The sequence below is a fragment of the Micromonospora sp. KLBMP9576 genome (assembly GCF_050941805.1).
Lineage (GTDB): Bacteria > Actinomycetota > Actinomycetes > Mycobacteriales > Micromonosporaceae > Micromonospora.
On the sequence record NZ_CP194567.1, the window covers coordinates 5,819,476 to 5,835,865 of the forward strand.

Annotated in this window: 13 protein-coding genes and 2 pseudogenes; 7 read left to right on the forward strand and 8 right to left on the reverse strand. The window is 74.3% G+C overall.

Annotation, left to right across the window (positions count from 1 at the left end; all coding sequences use genetic code 11):
- Positions 1-39: 39 nt before the first annotated feature.
- Positions 40-996, forward strand: a complete 957-nt coding sequence (locus ACQ452_RS25885; RefSeq protein WP_433388066.1) for a helix-turn-helix transcriptional regulator — start codon at positions 40-42, stop codon at positions 994-996.
- Positions 997-1,000: 4 nt separating this feature from the next.
- Here the strand turns inward: ACQ452_RS25885 and ACQ452_RS25890 are convergent, their stop codons facing one another.
- Positions 1,001-1,834 carry an NUDIX hydrolase gene (locus ACQ452_RS25890; protein WP_433388068.1) on the reverse strand — a complete coding sequence of 278 codons (834 nt, stop codon included), beginning with the start codon at positions 1,832-1,834 and terminating at the stop codon, positions 1,001-1,003.
- Between the two features lie 71 nt (positions 1,835-1,905).
- Here ACQ452_RS25890 and ACQ452_RS25895 point away from each other — a divergent pair, with 71 nt between their 5' ends.
- A complete protein-coding gene (locus ACQ452_RS25895; protein WP_433388070.1) occupies positions 1,906-2,874 on the forward strand; it encodes a Gfo/Idh/MocA family protein in 969 nt (322 codons plus the stop codon).
- 44 nt (positions 2,875-2,918) lie between these two features.
- On the opposite strand, the gene ACQ452_RS25900 is transcribed toward ACQ452_RS25895, so the two are convergent.
- The 3 genes from ACQ452_RS25900 to ACQ452_RS25910 all read right to left on the reverse strand — a co-directional run bounded on the left by ACQ452_RS25900 (position 2,919) and on the right by ACQ452_RS25910 (position 5,400).
- On the reverse strand, positions 2,919-3,923 hold the full coding sequence (locus tag ACQ452_RS25900) for an anion permease (RefSeq protein ID WP_433388072.1): 1,005 nt from the start codon (positions 3,921-3,923) through the stop codon (positions 2,919-2,921).
- 4 nt (positions 3,924-3,927) lie between these two features.
- Positions 3,928-4,554: a DUF47 domain-containing protein gene (locus ACQ452_RS25905; RefSeq protein WP_433388074.1), complete on the reverse strand. Its 627-nt coding sequence runs from the start codon at positions 4,552-4,554 to the stop codon at positions 3,928-3,930.
- 339 nt (positions 4,555-4,893) lie between these two features.
- Entirely contained in the window at positions 4,894-5,400 is a 507-nt protein-coding gene (locus ACQ452_RS25910) for a DUF402 domain-containing protein (protein WP_433388075.1), read from the reverse strand.
- Positions 5,401-5,469: 69 nt separating this feature from the next.
- Here ACQ452_RS25910 and ACQ452_RS25915 point away from each other — a divergent pair.
- Together ACQ452_RS25915 and ACQ452_RS25920 are read left to right on the forward strand one after the other, a co-directional pair.
- A pseudogene (locus ACQ452_RS25915) lies at positions 5,470-6,896 on the forward strand (ATP-dependent DNA helicase); the annotation flags it as partial.
- 123 nt (positions 6,897-7,019) lie between these two features.
- Positions 7,020-7,709: pseudogene (locus tag ACQ452_RS25920) on the forward strand (ATP-dependent DNA helicase); the annotation flags it as partial.
- A gap of 194 nt (positions 7,710-7,903) precedes the next feature.
- Here the strand turns inward: ACQ452_RS25920 and ACQ452_RS25925 are convergent.
- The gene (locus tag ACQ452_RS25925) at positions 7,904-9,262 is read right to left on the reverse strand and encodes an AI-2E family transporter (RefSeq protein ID WP_433388076.1); all 1,359 of its coding nucleotides are present in this window, start codon (positions 9,260-9,262) and stop codon (positions 7,904-7,906) included.
- 122 nt (positions 9,263-9,384) lie between these two features.
- On the opposite strand from ACQ452_RS25925, the gene ACQ452_RS25930 reads away from it, so the two are divergent.
- Together ACQ452_RS25930 and ACQ452_RS25935 are read left to right on the forward strand one after the other, a co-directional pair.
- Positions 9,385-9,723, forward strand: coding sequence for a GroES family chaperonin (locus ACQ452_RS25930; RefSeq protein WP_433388078.1), 339 nt, complete (start codon positions 9,385-9,387; stop codon positions 9,721-9,723).
- A 94-nt stretch (positions 9,724-9,817) separates the two neighbouring features.
- Entirely contained in the window at positions 9,818-9,985 is a 168-nt protein-coding gene (locus ACQ452_RS25935) for a hypothetical protein (RefSeq protein WP_165947924.1), read from the forward strand.
- 71 nt (positions 9,986-10,056) lie between these two features.
- Here ACQ452_RS25935 and ACQ452_RS25940 read toward each other — a convergent pair whose 3' ends face one another.
- Both ACQ452_RS25940 and ACQ452_RS25945 read right to left on the reverse strand, forming a co-directional pair.
- Positions 10,057-11,472: a PrsW family intramembrane metalloprotease gene (locus tag ACQ452_RS25940; protein WP_433388080.1), complete on the reverse strand. Its 1,416-nt coding sequence runs from the start codon at positions 11,470-11,472 to the stop codon at positions 10,057-10,059.
- Positions 11,473-11,590: 118 nt separating this feature from the next.
- The gene (locus tag ACQ452_RS25945; protein ID WP_433394424.1) at positions 11,591-12,775 is read right to left on the reverse strand and encodes an FUSC family protein; all 1,185 of its coding nucleotides are present in this window, start codon (positions 12,773-12,775) and stop codon (positions 11,591-11,593) included.
- Positions 12,776-12,967: 192 nt separating this feature from the next.
- On the opposite strand from ACQ452_RS25945, the gene ACQ452_RS25950 reads away from it, so the two are divergent.
- A complete protein-coding gene (locus ACQ452_RS25950; RefSeq protein WP_433388082.1) occupies positions 12,968-14,368 on the forward strand; it encodes an FAD-binding oxidoreductase in 1,401 nt (466 codons plus the stop codon).
- A gap of 9 nt (positions 14,369-14,377) precedes the next feature.
- Here the strand turns inward: ACQ452_RS25950 and ACQ452_RS25955 are convergent, their stop codons facing one another.
- Positions 14,378-16,210, reverse strand: coding sequence for a glycerol-3-phosphate dehydrogenase/oxidase (locus tag ACQ452_RS25955; RefSeq protein ID WP_433388083.1), 1,833 nt, complete (start codon positions 16,208-16,210; stop codon positions 14,378-14,380).
- Between the last annotated feature and the right edge of the window lie 180 nt (positions 16,211-16,390).

Genomic DNA, 16,390 nt, shown 5'->3' on the forward strand with positions numbered 1-16,390 from the left:
AGGAAGAGTCCGTTCCTAATGGCCGGGCAGAATGAGGCGATGTTGGAGACCTCGGCTCGACTGCTGCGCCTGCTGTCGCTGTTGCAGACCCCCCGCGAGTGGACCGGCACGGAGCTGGCCGAGCGGCTGTCGGTGAGCACCCGCACGGTCCGCAACGACGTGGAGCGGCTGCGCACCCTGGGCTACCCCGTGCACGGCACGCGGGGCTCGGTCGGCGGGTACCGGCTCGGGGCGGGTGCCGCGCTGCCGCCACTGCTGCTCGACGACGAGGAGGCGGTGGCGGTGGCCGTCGGGCTGCGTACGGCCGCCGGGGGCAGCGTCGCCGGCATCGAGGAGACCTCGCTGCGGGCGCTCGCGAAGCTGGAACAGGTCCTCCCCCACCGGCTGCGCCGCCGCGTCAACGCGCTGCACACCCACACCGTGCGGGTGCCGCACGACGCGCCCGCCCCGACCGTGGACGCCCGGACGCTCGCCACGATGAGCGCGGCCTGCCGGGACCGGGAACGGCTGCGCTTCGACTACGTCCGCCACGACGGCACCGCCGACCGGCGCGACGTCGAGCCCTACCGGCTGGTCAACTGGGGGCGCCGCTGGTACCTGGTGGCCTTCGACCCGCAGCGGGACGACTGGCGGACGTTCCGGGTGGACCGGATCGCCCCGCGCACCCCCACCGGCCCCCGCTTCCCCGCCCGGGAGCTGCCCGACGACGTGGTGGACCGGGTCCGGCACGGCGTCTCCTCGGCAGCCTGGCGGCACCGCGCCCGGGTGCTGGTGCACGCGCCGGCCGAGGTGGTCACCGAACGGATCAACCCGGCCGTCGGCACCGTCGAGCCGGTCGACGCGCACAGTTGCCTGCTGCACACCGGCGCCGACCGGCTGGAGACGGTGGCGGTCTGGCTGGGCCTGCTCGACGCCGACTTCACCGTCCAGGAGCCACCGGAGCTCGCCGCCCTCCTGCGCACCATCGCCGACCGCTACCTGCGGGCGGGAGCGTGAGACGTCAGCCGAGGACGAAGCGGGCCGTGGTGTCGTCGGCGAACTCCAGCCGGGGAGCGACCGGGGTGGCGGCGTCCCGGCCCGCCGACGCGCGGGCGACGCCCGCCAGGCCCCCGGCGCCCGCCACCTGCCCGAGCGTGACCAGGGTCGGCGGGAGCATGGTCAGCTCGCCCGCCGCGACCCGGGCCAGGGCGTCGGCCGGGCGGGCCCAGAGGGTGTGGTCGGCCTCGCCGGAGACGTCCCGGGTCCGCTGCCCCGCCGGCAGCAGGGCCACGAAGAAGTACGTGTCGAAGCGGCGCGGCTCGAACTCCGGCGTGATCCACCGGCTCCACGGCAGCAGCAGGTCCGACCTCAGGGTGAGCCCGCGCCGGGCGAGCAGGTCCGCGAAGCCGCCCCGGCGCTGCTCCAGCGCCACCCGGTCGGCCTCCCAGTCGTCACCGCTCACGTCGCCCACGACAGTCGCGGCGTCGGGGCCGGCGAGCAGGACGCCGGCCTCCTCGAACACCTCCCGGGCCGCGGCGCAGACGACCGCCTGGGCGGCCTGCGGGGTCAACGCCAGCCGCTCACCCCACCCCGCCGGTGTCGGGCCGGCCCAGTCCAGGTGCGCCTGCGAGTCCGAGGGGTCGACGCCGCCGCCCGGGAAGGCGTACATCCCGCCGAAGGTCATCGCGGCGACCCGGCGGATCAGGTAGACCTCGAAGTCGTCTGCGGCGGGGCGCAGCAGCAGCACGGTGGCCGCCACCCGGGGCACCGCCGGGGTGCCGCCCTCGGCGCGGAACCGGCGGGCGTGCTCCACGAGCGCCGGGGGTGCGGGGAAACCGTCGGCGTCGATCGTCATGCGCCGAGCCTAGTTCCCGACGGATGGGCCGCCCGCCCTGCGGTACGGGGTTCCTCGCTAGCGTGGCCGGCATGACTCGATGGGGCATCCTGGCCACCGGCCACATCGCCGCCCGTTTCGCCGAGGACCTGCGGCTGGTGCCGGGGGCGGAACTCGCGGCGGTCGGCTCACGCACCGCCGAGAGCGCCCAGCGGTTCGCGGCCCGGCACGGGGTGCCCCGGGCGTACGCCTCCTGGGCGGAACTCGCCGCGGACGACGAACTGGACGTCGTCTACGTCGCCACCCCGCACGCGGCGCACCACGAGGCGGCCCTGACCTGCCTCGCGGCCGGCCGGGCGGTGCTGCTGGAGAAGCCGTTCACCCTCGACCTGGCGACCAGCGTCGAGCTGGTCGACACCGCTCGCGCGGCCGGGGTCTTCCTGATGGAGGCCATGTGGATGCGGACGAACCCGCTCGTACGCCGGGTCTGTGCCCTGGTCGGGGACGGCGCGATCGGCACGGTGACCGGCGTGCGGGCCGACTTCGGGCTGGCCGGGCCGTTCCCGCCCGAGCACCGGCTGCGGGCCCGCACCCTCGGCGGCGGGGCCCTGCTCGATCTCGGCATCTATCCGGTCAGCCTGGCCCACCTGCTGCTCGGCGTGCCCGACGAGGTGCGTTCCTGGGCGAAGCTGAGCCCGGAGGGGGTGGACGAGAACACCGGGATCGTCCTCGGCTACGACTCGGGGGCGGTCGCCACGCTGAGCTGCGGCATGGTCGGTGCGACGGCGCCGGCCGCCTCGATCACCGGCACCACCGGCCGGATCGACCTGCCCGAGCCGTTCTTCCGCCCCGGCTCGGCGACCCTGCACCGCGCGGGCGCCGAGCCGGAGACGATCACCGACGAGCTGGTCGGCGGCGGCTACCAGTACGAGGCCGCCGAGGTCCAGCGCTGTCTCGCCGGGGGCCTGGTGGAGAGCCCTCTGGTCCCGCACGCCGCCACGCTTGAGGTGATGGCGCTCCTGGACGCGGTCCGCGCCCAGATCGGCGTCTCCTACGCCTGACGGCGGGAGGGGCCCGGTCGACGCCGGGGCCCCTCCCCGTCTTCTCAGCTGAACAGCGGGCGGACCAGGAAGTACATCAGGGCGCCGATCGAGCCGGCGGCGGGGAAGGTGAGGATCCACGCGCCGACGATGTTGCCGGCCACACCCCACCGGACGGCGGAGAGCCGCTTGGTGGCGCCGACACCCATGATCGCCGAGGTGATGGTGTGGGTCGTCGAGATCGGCGCGCCGAGGACGAGCGCGTTGAAGTAGAGCACGCCGCTGGCCACCGTCTCGGCCGCGAAGCCCTCCGGCGGGCGCAGGTCGATGATCTTCCGGCCGAGCGTCCGGATGATCCGCCAGCCGCCGGAGTACGTGCCGGCCGCCAGCACGGCGGCCGAGGTCCAGAACGCCCACTCGGGGATGTGGCTCGCGTTGTCCTGGTATCCGCCGACGTAGAGGGCGAGCACCACGATGCCGATGGTCTTGGCGGCGTCCTGCATGCCGTGGCCGACCGACATGGCGGCGGCCGACGCGGTCTGCGCCCAGCGGAAGCCGCGGTTGAGCTTGCCCGGGTGCCCCTTCCGGAAGATCCACTGCACGGCGATCATGACGATGTAGCCGAGCACGAAGCCGATCATCGGCGAGAGGACCATGGGGATGATCACGCTCTTCGCGATGCCGTCCCACAGCACCGTGCCGGACGCGGCGACCGTCGCGCCGACCAGGCCGCCGATCAGCGCGTGCGACGAGGACGACGGCAGGCCGTAGTACCAGGTGACCAGGTTCCACACGATCGCGCCGATCACCCCGGCGAAGACGATGCCGAGGCTGGCGGTGCCGGTGGGTAGCTGCACCAGGCCGCTGCCGACGGTCTTGGCCACCTCGGCGCCGAAGTGGGCGCCGATGAAGTTGCCGACGGCCGCCATGGCCAGCGCCACCCGGGGGGTGAGCGCCCGGGTGGAGATGCTGGTCGCGATCGCGTTGGCGGCGTCGTGGAAGCCGTTGGTGTAGTCGAAGACCAACGCCACCGCGATCACCGCCAGCACGGCGATGAGTTCGGGACTCACAGGCTCAGGACTCCTTGACCGCGATGGTCTCGACGGTGTTGGCCACGTGCTCGAAGGCGTCGCAGGCGGCCTCCAACTCGTCGGCGACCTCCTTCATCTTCAGCACGGTCAGCGCGTCGTACTCGCCGGAGAAGAGGCGGACCAGCAGCATCCGGTATACCTGGTCGCCGTCGTTCTCCAGCCGGTTGCACTCGATCCAGTAGTCCTCGAGGTCCTTCATCGACTTCAGCCGCGGCATCGCGTCGGCGGTCAGCTTCGCCTGGGCGTCCAGGACGTTGACCAGTTCGTGCATCTCACGGGGCAGCGACGGCAGCTTGGTCAGGCCGTAGAGGTAGAGCAGGTTGCCGACCGCCTCGAGGTGGTCCATCACGTCGTCGAGCAGCGAGCCCAGCCGGTAGATGTCCTCCCGGTCGAACGGCGTGATGAACGTGGAGTTGATCTTCTTGTAGAGCTCGTGGGTGATCTGGTCGCTGTCGTGTTCCACCTCGGTGAGCCGCTCGCTCACCGACTGCACCTCCACCCCCGGCAGGGACAGCTCGTTGAGCAGTGCGGTGCCCTTCACCAGGTTCTGCGCGGCCCTGGTGAAGAGCTCGTAGAAGGCGCCCTCGTTCGGGCGAAAGGAAAACTTCACAGCACGGACCTCGTCGTGTCGGTGGAAGGGTGACGGTCGCCCGGAGGGTGCCCGCCTGGGAATGCTAGGAAACGGCGGAACCGGGGATGCGGCGGCCTCCCCCTGGTCGGGCCGCATTCACCAGTCGTTCACCTGCCGTTCATCTACGGCAATCCCTCCGATACCAGCAGCCGCTCCCGTTCCCGCCGGACGTCGAAACCGGCAGGCGGATACCCGCGATGCAGGGTGTCGAACGTCTCTCCGGCCGACGGAAGCTTGACGCGGGACGTGGGACCTGACAGCGCAGTTCGAGGTTGCGCGGGGGGGGGGGCCGGGAACCCCGGCCGCCGCGCCGGCGGATCACACCACCAGGGCCAGCCACTTCCGGTACGACGTGGCGAACGGCTCGGTGCCGTCGCCCAGAGCGCCGAGGAGCCACCGGGCCGCCGCCTCGGCCGGCGCCACCACGTCCGGCGGGTAACCGAAGCGGGCCCGGTGCTCGGCGAACTCGTCCTCGTCGCGCAACTCCACGGCGCCGGTCGTCCGGCGGCGCACCACGTCCAGGTCGAGGTCGATGAGGTGCACGGTGTCGTCGTTCTCCCAGCGGGCCGGGCTGGCGATGTCGCAGTAGACCTCGCTGGTCCGCGGCGGCGGGTTGAACATGCCGGTCCACCATGCGTGGTGCGGCACCAGCAGGACGAAGGGGATCTGCTCCACCGAGGGCCGACCGTGGTAGACCGACCTGGTGCCCTCGGTCACGCCGAGCCACACGCCCAGGTCGTCCTCCGCGAGGCGGCGGGCCGGATAGTCACGGTGGGCGCTGCCGTCGTACTTGCGGTAGATCACGCGGACCACGTCGCTCGGCATGAGTCGCACCCTAACCGATACCGCCCATCCCTCGCCGTACGGAAGTAACCGGACGCGGTCGACGGGAGACCGTACCGTGACGACGCCACGCCCGCATCGACGCCACCGGCGTCGCAGCCGACGGGTACCGTCGCACGGTGACTCCGCGCCTCGCCACCGGTTCCGCCGCCCCCTCGCCCCGCACCGGAGGTCGGCGGCGCGGCGCCCGGCCGAGCGGCGTGGAGCTGCTCGCCGCCGCCGTCGGCGCGGTGCCGGGCGGGTCGGCCCGCCCCGGCCAGCAGCAGATGGCGACCGCCATCGAGGAGTGCGTGCAGGCGCGGGAGCACCTGCTCGTGCAGGCCGGCACGGGCACCGGCAAGTCGCTGGCCTACCTGACGCCCGCGCTGACCGTGGACGGCCCCGTGGTGGTCTCCACGGCCACCCTGGCGTTGCAGTCCCAACTCGTCGACCACGACCTGCCCCGGCTGGCCGACGCCGTGGAGCCGGTGCTCGGCCGGCGGCCCACCTTCGCGGTGCTCAAGGGCCGACACCACTATCTCTGCCTGGCCCGGCTGGACAACTCCACCGAGGACGAGCCGGGGGACACCCTCTTCGACGAGCCGGCGGCCCGCCCCGGCGGCACGACGCGGTGGCTCGGCGAGGCCGGGCGGCTCGGCAAGCAGGTCCAGCGGCTGCGCGACTGGGCGGAGAAGACCGACACCGGCGACCGGGACGAGCTGGACCCGGGCGTCGACGAACAGGCCTGGCGACTGGTCTCCATGCCGGCCCGGGAGTGCGTGGGCGCGGCCCGCTGCCCGTTCGGCGCCGAGTGCTTCGCCGAGGCGTCCCGGGCCCGCGCCCGGGAGGCCGACATCGTCGTCACCAACCACAGCCTGCTCGCGGTGGACATGCTGGCCGGCCGGCACATCGTGCCGCCGCACAAGCTGCTCGTCGTCGACGAGGCGCACGAGCTGGCCGACCGGGTCTCCTCCGCGGCCCAGGCCGAGCTGGTGCCGGAGCTGATCGACCGCTGCGCCAAGCGGGCCCGCCCGCTGCTGCGCCCGGACACCGCCGATTCGCTCACCGCGGCGGGCGACGCCCTGACGGTCGGGCTGGCCGAGGCGCCGGCCGGGCGGATCACCTCGGGGCTGCCGTCCCCCCTGCGCGAGGCGTGCACCCTGCTCGACGCGGCCACCCGGGCCGCACTCGACGCCATCGGCGACGTCAAGGCCGACGACCCCGACCCGGTGCGCAAGCAGCAGGCCAAGGCGGCGCTCGACGACCTCTCCGCGACCGCGCAGCGGCTGCTGGAGGAGGCCGACCACGACGTGGCCTGGGTGGAGAGGAACGACAACACGGGCCGCCGGGCGCTGGTGGTCGCGCCGCTCTCGGTGGCCGGCACGCTCGCCACCCACCTGTACGACGAGCGCACCGTGGTCGCCACCTCCGCCACGTTGACGCTGGGCGGCCGGTTCGACACGGTGGCCCGGGCGCTGGGCCTGGAGGCGCCCGTGGCCGACCCGCCGTCACCTGCCGCCGCCGCCCTGGCGGCCCGCTCCGCCGGCGGCAGGGCCGACACCGCACCGGCGACAGCCACCGGCGCCACCGGCGCGGCCGGCCCGGTGAGCGGCACGCCGGGGATCCCGGCGACCTCGGGGCCGGGGTGGCGTTCCCTCGACGTCGGCTCGCCGTTCGACTACGCGCGGCAGGGCATCCTGTACGTCGCCGCGCACCTGCCGAGGCCCAGCGTCTCCGGGCTGCCCGACGCGGCCGGCGAGGAGCTGCTCGCGCTGGTCACCGCGCTCGGCGGGCGTACGCTCGGCCTCTTCTCCTCCCGACGGGCCGCGCAGCAGGCGGCGGAGCTGCTGCGCGCGCGCACCGACCTGCCGGTCCTGCTCCAGGGCGAGGAGGCGCTGCCGCTGCTGGTACGCCGGTTCCGGGAGGAGAAGTCGAGCTGCCTGTTCGGGGTGATGTCGCTCTGGCAGGGCGTGGACGTGCCGGGCGACTCCTGCCAGTTGGTGGTCATCGACCGGCTGCCCTTCCCCCGGCCGGACGAGCCGCTGGCGGCGGCCCGGGCGGCGGCCGTGGACGCCGGCGGTGGCTCGGGGTTCGCGGCGGTAAGCGTGCCGATCGCGGCGATGCGGCTGGCCCAGGGGGTGGGGCGGCTGATCCGCTCGACGGGCGACAAGGGCGTGGTCGCGGTGCTCGACTCGCGGCTGGAGACCGCCCGGGGCTACGGGGCGTTCCTGCGCCGCTCGCTGCCGCCGTTCTGGTACACCACCCGGCCCGAGGTCGCCCGCGGCGCCCTGGAGCGCCTCGCCGGGTCCTGACCCCGTGCCCGGCCCCGCCGTCCGGCGCCGGCCCGGCCCTTCCCGGTGCTCGGACCGCCTGGGCGCAGGTGGCGGTCCGGCCCTGCCGCCCAGGGGCAGGGCCGTGCCGGCCCGCGCGTTCCGGTGCCCCGCGACGGCGAAGGGCGGCCTCCCGGGTCGGGGAGGCCGCCCTTTCGTGCGGGCGTGGCGGCGGGTCAGGGGGCCTGGGAGGCGACCACGACGGCGTCGGGCGGGGTGTCCGGAACGGTGCGGGCGGCGAGCCGGCGGACGGCCGTGTTGAGCACGGCGATCAGCGGCACCGCGACCAGCGCGCCGGTGATCCCGGCGAGGACGATGCCGGCCGCGATTCCGATGATCACCGCCAGCGGGTGGATGGCCACCGCCCGGCCCATGATCAGCGGCTGGAGGAGGTGCCCCTCGATCTGCTGCACCCCGACCACCACGCCGAGGATGATCAGCGCGGTCACCGGGCCGCTGTCGACGAGCGCGACCAGGACGGCGACGACGCCCGACAGGGTCGCACCGACGATCGGGATGAACGCCCCGAGGAAGACCAGGGCGGTGAGCGGGAAGGCAAACGGGATGTCGAAGAAGACCAGGAAGATGCCGATGCCGACCGCGTCGATGAAGGCGACCAGCACGGTCGCCCGCACGTAGGCGACGAGGGTCTCCCAGGAGGCCCGGCCGGCGTCGTCGACCTTCCAGCGGGCGGCCACCGGCAGCAGCCGGACCAGGAAGCGCCAGATCCTGCTGCCGTCGCGCAGGAAGAAGAAGGTGGCGAAGAGCACCAGCAGCGTGCCGGTCAGCACCTCAGCCAGCGTGGAGGCCGTGGAGAGCGCCCCGCTGGTGAACCTCTCGGTGTTGTTGTTGATCCACTTCTGGCCCTCGTCGATGTAGTTGTCGAGCTGGCCGTCCGAGAGGTGCAGCGGGCCGGTCTTGAGCCAGTCCTGGATCTGCCGGACGCCCTCCGAGGACTTCTTGCTCAGCTCCGGCACGCCCTGGATGAACTCGTTGACCACCAGGGTCAGCGTGCCGACCACCGCGGCCAGGCCGCCGACCAGCACCACCGCCGTCGCCAGGGACTGCGGGACGCGGACCCGCGGCACCCCGGGCAGGCGGACCCGCAGCAGCAGGCCGACCGCCGGCGCCAGCAGCGCCGAGAGCAGCAGCGCGATGGCCAGCGGAATGACCACGATCTTGACGGTGCCGACGACCTTCAGCAGCGCCCACGCGACGACACCGATGACGATCAGACGCCACGACCAGGCGGCGGCGATCCGCAGTCCGTGCGGCACGTCCGCGTCGTCCCGGCTGGACGTGGAGTTGTGCATGGCCGCGGGCGGTGCCGCGCCGACCACGGTCGCGGAGGGCGCCGCCATCGGCCCGGGGGACGTGGGCGTGGCCACGCCGGCCGCCCCCCCGCCGTCGGCCGGGTCCGTACGGCGCACGCGCGCCGACTCCCGGCCCGACTCGTACGCGTGACGCAGTCGTCCGCGTATCCGCTCGAAGCGGCTCAAGCGCACCTCCTGGCAAGAGAACCGGCGGGCCCACACCGGTGGGCGGACAGGATACGTCCGACGACGCCACCGTAGGCCAGGTCCACCACCCACTGCCCCCGGGCCGGGGCGCGTAACCGCCCACGGGGAGCCGATCGGGACACGGTAGCGTCTCCGCCGTGACCGTCGACCAGAATCTCGACTCCGGGCTGCCGATCCGCCTGCTGCACGACCGCGTGTTGGTGCGGATGGAGGGCAGCGAGGGTGAGCGACGTTCCACCGCGGGCATCGTGATCCCGGCGACCGCCGCCGTGGGCAAGCGCCTGGCCTGGGCCACGGCCGTCGGCGTGGGGCCGAACGTACGCGCCATCGTCTCCGGCGACCGGGTCCTCTTCGATCCCGACGAACGCTCCGAGGTCGAGCTGCACGGCCGCGGCTACGTGCTGCTGCGCGAGCGCGACGTGCACGCCGTCGCCGCCGAGCGGGTGGAGAACGACTCCACCGGCCTCTACCTCTGATCCATCCCGCCCCGCCCGGATCAGGGCGTCGGTGTCGTTTGCGTTGCTCCCCGCCGGGAAGCCAACCGCACCACCGGCCCTGGGGAGGGACGCGATGCCGGTACTCGTGAAGAAGATTCTGCTCTGGGGCAGCGTCGCGTTCTTGATCTACTTCATGGCCTTCCGGCCGGAGGGCGCGGCGGAGATGTTCAAGGCCATCGGGGCGGGACTGATGGCGATGGCGCAGGGCCTCGGTGACTTCCTCACCAGCCTGATGACCTGACCACGCCGCCGGGCGGGGCCACCCCGAGGGGTGGCCCCGCCCGGCGCCCGGGTCGGCTCGTGCGTCAGCGGTCAGCGGGCGTGCCAGCCGGGCGGGCCGAACCCGGGCGGCGGCGGGGGCGGGGGCGCGACGAGCACCACCGGGATCGGCACGACGGGCTCGTCCGGCGCCTCGACCGAACGCTGCGTGCCGTCCGGGAACCGCAGGTGGTAGCGGTGGCCGTCCCAGATTCCCGCCGGCGCCTGCGGATCCCGGCCCACGAAGAACGACCGGTACGCGCCGATCGCCTCCAGCAGCTCCCGTTCCTCCCGCGCCGTCCGCTCCCGGTCCGCCGGCCGACGGTCCAGGCCGCGCAGCGCGCCGTCGCGCAGCAGCGCCAGCCGGGTCGCGGCGAACTGGTAACCGCGCATCGCCCGGAGCCCGGCGTCGCCCGACACCCGCTTGGCCCACGCCCGGGCCGCGTGCCGCCGGCCCAGGCTGCCCAGCGCCGCCACCTCCGGCGGGGTCAACCAGCCCGCCCGGACGTAGTCCGGCAGGATCCGCTCGGTGATCCGCCCCTCCCAGGCCCGCAGCCACAGGGCGAGCCCGACCATGCCGAAGAACAACGGCACCATCAGGCCCACGAAGCCGTACAGCATGATCAGCGGTTGGTTGGTGGCCTGGGTGAGCGTCGGGAGCAGGTTCCACAGGCCGTGCAGCATCATCGCCAGCAGCAGGCCGGCGAGCGGGGCGAGCACCCGGACCCACCGGCTGGCGGCGCGCGCGGCGATGCCCAGCCCCACCCCGGTCATCGACGTGAACAGCGGGTGGGCGAAGCCGAAGAGCAGGATCCGGACGATGAAGATGGCGATGACCTGCTGGGTGCCGGTCGCCGGCCCGTACTGCTCCACGCCCGTGGCGTAGCCGTAACCGCCCAGGTAGAGGATGTTCTCGACCATGGCGAACCCGACGGCGCTGAGCCCGCAGTAGACCAGGCCGTCGGTGATGCCGGAGATCTCCCGGCGGCGGAAGAGCAGCAGCAGGACCGGCCCGATGGCCTTGGTGAGCTCCTCGATGAACGGCGCGACCAGCACCGCCGTCAGCGCGCTCGGCAGGCCCCAGCCCTCGAAGCGGTCCGCCGCGAAGTTGTTGACGGTCAGCGACGCCGCGGTGGAGACGAAGGCACCCCAGGCGAAGCAGAAGATGAGGTATCTCAGCGGTTCCGGCTCGTAGCGGTCCAGCCACAGGAAACAACCCACCAGCACCGGAACCGGCAGGATCGCGGCGACCAGGCCGATCAGCAGCGCCTCGACGCCCAGGTTCTCGCCCAGCCGGAAGACCATGAACAACGCGCAGGCCGCGATGAACAGGACGGTCCCGGCCAGCACCAGGAGCCGGAGCCAGTTCAGCCGGCGCGACGGCATCCGGGCCCCGCCTCCGCCCGGCTGCGGGACGGCGGGCGCGGTCGGCGACGGCGACAGGGGCGCGCCGGGCGGGATGTCGGCCATGCGGTCAGCGTAGCCATCCCCGCCGGGCCGCGCGGGAGTGCTCGGCGCTCGGGCGTACCGGTCGACCACCCCCCACCCCACTGCGGCGTGAGCCGCGCACACGGGCCGTGCACACGGGTCAGCCGGGCGGCGACGCGGCGGGCAGGTTCTGGGCGCCGGCGGGCTCGGGATCGTCGCCCCGGTCCTTCGGGCCGCCCGACGGGTCCCGGTCGCCGAAGGACTGCCGGACCCCGCGGTTCGCGTCCTCCTGGGTGAGGCCGGAGGCCACCATCAGGTCGCTGGCGGTCGTCCGCACCTGCGCGATCACCACGTTGCCCGAGAAGCCCACCCCCTCGGCGTACGCCCGGCCGGCCTCGCTGACGGCGCGCAGCGCCTGCTCCCGCGCCTCCTCGGGCTCCTCGCCGACGGCGAACTCGTGCTTGAGCCGCCGTACCGACTCGGCGAGGTGGGCCACCGCCTCCGGCATCGGCTGCGGAATCGGCTCCCCGTCCTCGATCAGGGTGACCGCGCGCCGGGTCAGCGTTCCGCTGTTGCGCATCGCCCGGTCGATCGGGTCGGCGGCCTCGGCGTAGTGGGTCAGCTCGTCGCGCCGGTGCCACCGGGCCGGCGAGAGCAACGCGGTCTCCTTCGCCCCCTGGACGGCCTCGGTGAAGATGGACAGCTCCTCCTGGTTGTCGCGCAGCCGGTCCAGGGCCCGCTGCGCCTTGTCCCGGTCCCGTTCCCGCAGGGCCTCCGCGGTGGCGTCGAGCTGGGCGGCGAGCAGGTCCAGGGCCGGCCGGGCGGCCCGGTTCATGACCCGCAGCGGATTGAGCGGCAGCAGGACCGAGGTGACCAGCAGCGCGATGCCGCCACCGATGAACGCGTCGACGAAGCGGGGAATCTCCAGGTCCGCTGTCGACGGGCTCAGCGTCACGATCAGCACCGCCGTCGCCGCCGCCTGCATGACGATGGCCACGCTGGCGCCGGCGAAGATGGTCAGCAGGATCGCCAGGGTGACCACCAGCCCGAGCTGCCACGGCCCCGTGCCGAGCGCGAAGATGAGCAGGTCGCCGACGGCGACCCCGACCGCCACCCCGGCGATCAGCTCCACCGTGCGGCGGAACCGTTGGCCGACCGAGGCCGCCAGGGTGCCGACCGCCGAGATCGGCGCGAAGACGGGCTGCGGGTTGCCCAGCAACTCGTGCGCCGCCAACCAGGCCAACCCGGCGGCGAGGCCGGCCTGCACGGCGAGACCCCCCGCCATCCGCACCCGGTGCAGGCGGTCGCGCAGGGTCACCTTGCAGCGGTGCCGCAGCCGCGCCATCGCCTCGGCGACCCGGGGCGCGTCGGGGTCGGTGGCCCGATCCCGCAGGATGGCGCGTCGCACCAGTGAGGGTCGACGGTCCCGGGCCACGGCCATGGCGGGGACTACCCGTGCCACGTCGGGTGAATCCTGCTGCGGTGGGTGGAGCCGGCCGGTTGGTGATCGCGCCGCGCCGACCGTAGCCTCGGCGACATGGCCGGTTCCCCCCTCCTCGACGACCTGCGCTCGGCGCTCGGCGACGACGCCGTGCTGACCGACCCGGACCTGCTGCGGATGCACGAACGGGACGAGGCCGACCTCTGTGCGGCCGGTACGCCCCTGGTCGTGGTCCGTCCCCGCAGCACCGCGCAGGTGGCCGCCGCACTGCGGACGGCCGCCCGCCACGGCGTGCCGGTGGTGCCGCAGGGGGCGCGCACGGGGCTGGCCGGCGCGGCGAACGCCGTCGCCGGGGCGGTGGTGCTGAGCACCGTGGCGATGGACGCCGTCCTGGAGATCGACCCGGTGAGCCGGATCGCCGTGGTGCAGCCCGGCGTGGTCAACGCGGCGCTCGCCGCCGCCGTGGCGGAGCGGGGGCTGTGGTACCCGCCCGACCCGGGCTCGTGGGAGTCGTCCACGATCGGCGGGAACGTCGCCACCAACGCCGGCGGCATGTGCTGCGTCAAGTACGGCGTCACCACCGAGTACGTGCTGGGCCTGGAGGTGGTGCTCGCCTCCGGCGAGGTGCTGCGCACCGGCCGGCGCACCGCCAAGGGCGTCGCCGGGTACGACCTCACCCGGCTGTTCGTCGGCTCCGAGGGCACCCTCGGCGTCATCACCGAGGTGACCGTGGCGCTGCGGCCCGCCCCGGCACAGTCGCTGACCATGGTGGCGGTCTTCGGGTCCACCGCCGCCGCCGGGGCCGCCGTCGCCCAGATCGCCGCCCGGGGGCACTCCCCCAGCCTGCTGGAACTGCTCGACCGGACGCACCTGCGGGCGATCGAGGCGTACCGGCCGATGGGGCTGCGCACGGACGCGCAGGCGCTGCTGCTGGCCGCCACCGACACCGGCTCGCGGGCGGCCGACGACCTGGCCGGTCTCGCCGCGGTCTGCCGGGAGGCCGGCGCCGACGAGGTCTACGCCGCCACCGACGCCGCGGAGGCGGCGGCCCTGTTGCAGGCCCGCCGCCTCGCGCACCCGGCCATGGAGAGGTTCGCGGCGCAGACCTACCCCGGTGGCAACGGCGGCCTGATCATCGACGACGTGGCGGTGCCCCGGGGCGCACTGGCGGCGCTGCTCGACGGGGTGGCCCGGATCGCGGTGGAGTGCGACGTGCCGATCGGCGTGGTCGGCCACGCCGGGGACGGCAACATGCACCCGAACATCGTGGTGGACCGGGCCGACCCGGCCAGCCTGGCGCGCGGCCGGCGCGCGTTCGACGAGATCATGCGCCTCGGCCTGGAGTTGGGCGGCACCTGCACCGGCGAGCACGGCGTGGGCCTGCTCAAGCGGGACTGGCTGGCCCGCGAGATCGGCCCGGTGGGCGTCCGCGTGCACCAGGCGATCAAGGCCGCCCTGGACCCGGCCGGCCTGCTCAACCCCGGCAAGGTCCTCTGACCGCGCCGGTCAGCGCGACGAGGACGACACCTCGGCCGGGTCGTCGTCCGCGCCGCGGTCCGCCGCGAAGCCCCGCACGTCGGACGCGCCGAGCCGGGCCGCGTCGGCGGTCGCGTCGTCGGGCATGAGCTGGGACTGACGTTCGGCCTCCACCCGGGACCGGTAGTGCTCCACCTCGCGGGCCCGGGTGCCCTCGTCCCAGCCGAGCACCGCCCCCATCAGCTCGGCCGCGTGGCCGGCCGACTCCAGGCCCCGGTGGGCGGTCTCGAAGGAGATCCGGGTCCGCCGGGTGAGCACGTCCTCCAGGTGCAGCGCCCCCTCGGCCCGGGCCGCGTACGTCACCTCGGCGGCCAGGTATTCCGGGGCGCCGGCCAGCGGGGAGGCGAGCAGCGGGTCCGCGTCGATCAGCGCCAGCAGGTCGCGGGTCAGGGTGCCGTAGCGCTCCAGCAGGTGCTCGATCACCCCGACCGGCATCCCGTGCCGGCGGGCCAGGTCCGCCCGGTCCCGCCACATCGCCGGGTAGCCGTCGGCGCCGAGCAGCGGCAGGTCGGCGGTGCGCGAAGGGCGTACGGCGCCGAGCCGGTGGGCGGCCCGGTCGACCACGTCGGCGGCCATCACCCGGTACGTCGTGTATTTGCCGCCGGCGACCAGCAGCAGGCCGAGCATCGGCTCGAAGACGGCGTGCTCGCGGGACAGCTTGGAGGTGGAGTCGGCCTCGCCGGCCAGCAACGGCCGCAGCCCGGCGTAGACGCCCTCGATGTCCGCCGTCGTGAGCGGCCGGTCGAGCACCGTGTTGACCTGCTCCAGCAGGTATTCGATGTCGCGCGCGGAGGCCGCCGGGTGGGACCGGTCGAGCCGCCAGTCGGTGTCGGTGGTGCCGATGATCCAGTGCCCGCCCCAGGGGATGACGAAGAGCACGCTGCTGGGCGTACGCAGGATCAGCCCGGCCTCGCCCGTGATCGCCGAGCGGGGCACCACCAGGTGCACGCCCTTGGAGGCCCGCACCCGGATGCCGGGGCGCAGCCCGACGTCGTTCAGCATGCGCGACATGTCGTCGCTCCACACGCCGGTGGCGGCGATGACGGTGCGGGCGTGTACCTCGAACTCGGCGTCCGGCGAGTCGGCCGGTGCCTCCAGGTCGCGGACCCGCACGCCGGTGACCTCGCGGGCCTGCCGGATCAGCCCGACCGCCCGGGCGCTGGTCACCACGGTCGCGCCGAGGCTCGCCGCGGTGCGCGCCAGGGTCACCACCAGCCGGGCGTCGTCGACCTGCCCGTCGTAGTAGCGGATCGCACCGGCCACCGCGTCGGCCTTGAGGCTGGGGAAGACCCGGCGGGTGCCCTCGTGGGTCAGGTGCCGGTGCAGCGGCATGCCCCGGCCGCCGCCGAAGACCCCGGCGAACGCGTCGTACGCCGCCACCCCCGCGCCGTAGTAGGCGCGGCGGAACAGCCGGCCGGGCAGGTCACGCACGCCCCGGCCACCGGGCAGCGGGATCAGGATGGGCACCGGCCGGACCAGGTGCGGGGCGAGCCGGGTGGCGAGCAGCCCGCGCTCGGTGAGCGCCTCGTGCACCAGGTGGAACTCCAACTGCTCCAGGTATCGCAGGCCACCGTGGATGAGTTTGCTGGACCGGCTGGAGGTGCCGGCGGCGTGGTCGCGCGCCTCGACCAGGGCGACCTTGAGCCCCCGGGAGGCCGCGTCCAGGGCGGCCCCCGCCCCCGTCACACCACCGCCGATGACCAGCACGTCGAAGCGTTCGGACCGCAGCCGGCGCAGATCGGTGGCCCGACGCTCGGGGGAGAGCTGACCGGCCGTGGTTCGGGAGACGCTGGGCTCACGCACCCGTTCACGGTAGCCGCCGCCGGCACCGGCCGACACACGGCGTCCGCGCCGCGATCCCCGATCGCGAACGGGTGACCTCCCGGCTCCGGCGCGGGTCGTACTGTTCTCCAATGCAGGCCGCGCGTCCCGACCGGAGCTTCCCCACCCCGCTCAGCAACCGCCCCACCAACCCCTGGGCGG

Bases quoted from the DNA above. Each gene is read 5' to 3' on its own strand.
- ACQ452_RS25885 (WP_433388066.1), top strand. From the start codon at position 40: ATGTTGGAGACCTCGGCTCGACTGCTGCGCCTGCTGTCGCTGTTGCAG.
- ACQ452_RS25890 (WP_433388068.1), bottom strand. From the start codon at position 1,834: ATGACGATCGACGCCGACGGTTTCCCCGCACCCCCGGCGCTCGTGGAG.
- ACQ452_RS25895 (WP_433388070.1), top strand. From the start codon at position 1,906: ATGACTCGATGGGGCATCCTGGCCACCGGCCACATCGCCGCCCGTTTC.
- ACQ452_RS25910 (WP_433388075.1), bottom strand. From the start codon at position 5,400: ATGCCGAGCGACGTGGTCCGCGTGATCTACCGCAAGTACGACGGCAGC.
- ACQ452_RS25935 (WP_165947924.1), top strand. From the start codon at position 9,818: ATGCCGGTACTCGTGAAGAAGATTCTGCTCTGGGGCAGCGTCGCGTTC.
- ACQ452_RS25940 (WP_433388080.1), bottom strand. From the start codon at position 11,472: ATGGCCGACATCCCGCCCGGCGCGCCCCTGTCGCCGTCGCCGACCGCG.
- ACQ452_RS25945 (WP_433394424.1), bottom strand. From the start codon at position 12,775: ATGGCGCGGCTGCGGCACCGCTGCAAGGTGACCCTGCGCGACCGCCTG.
- ACQ452_RS25950 (WP_433388082.1), top strand. From the start codon at position 12,968: ATGGCCGGTTCCCCCCTCCTCGACGACCTGCGCTCGGCGCTCGGCGAC.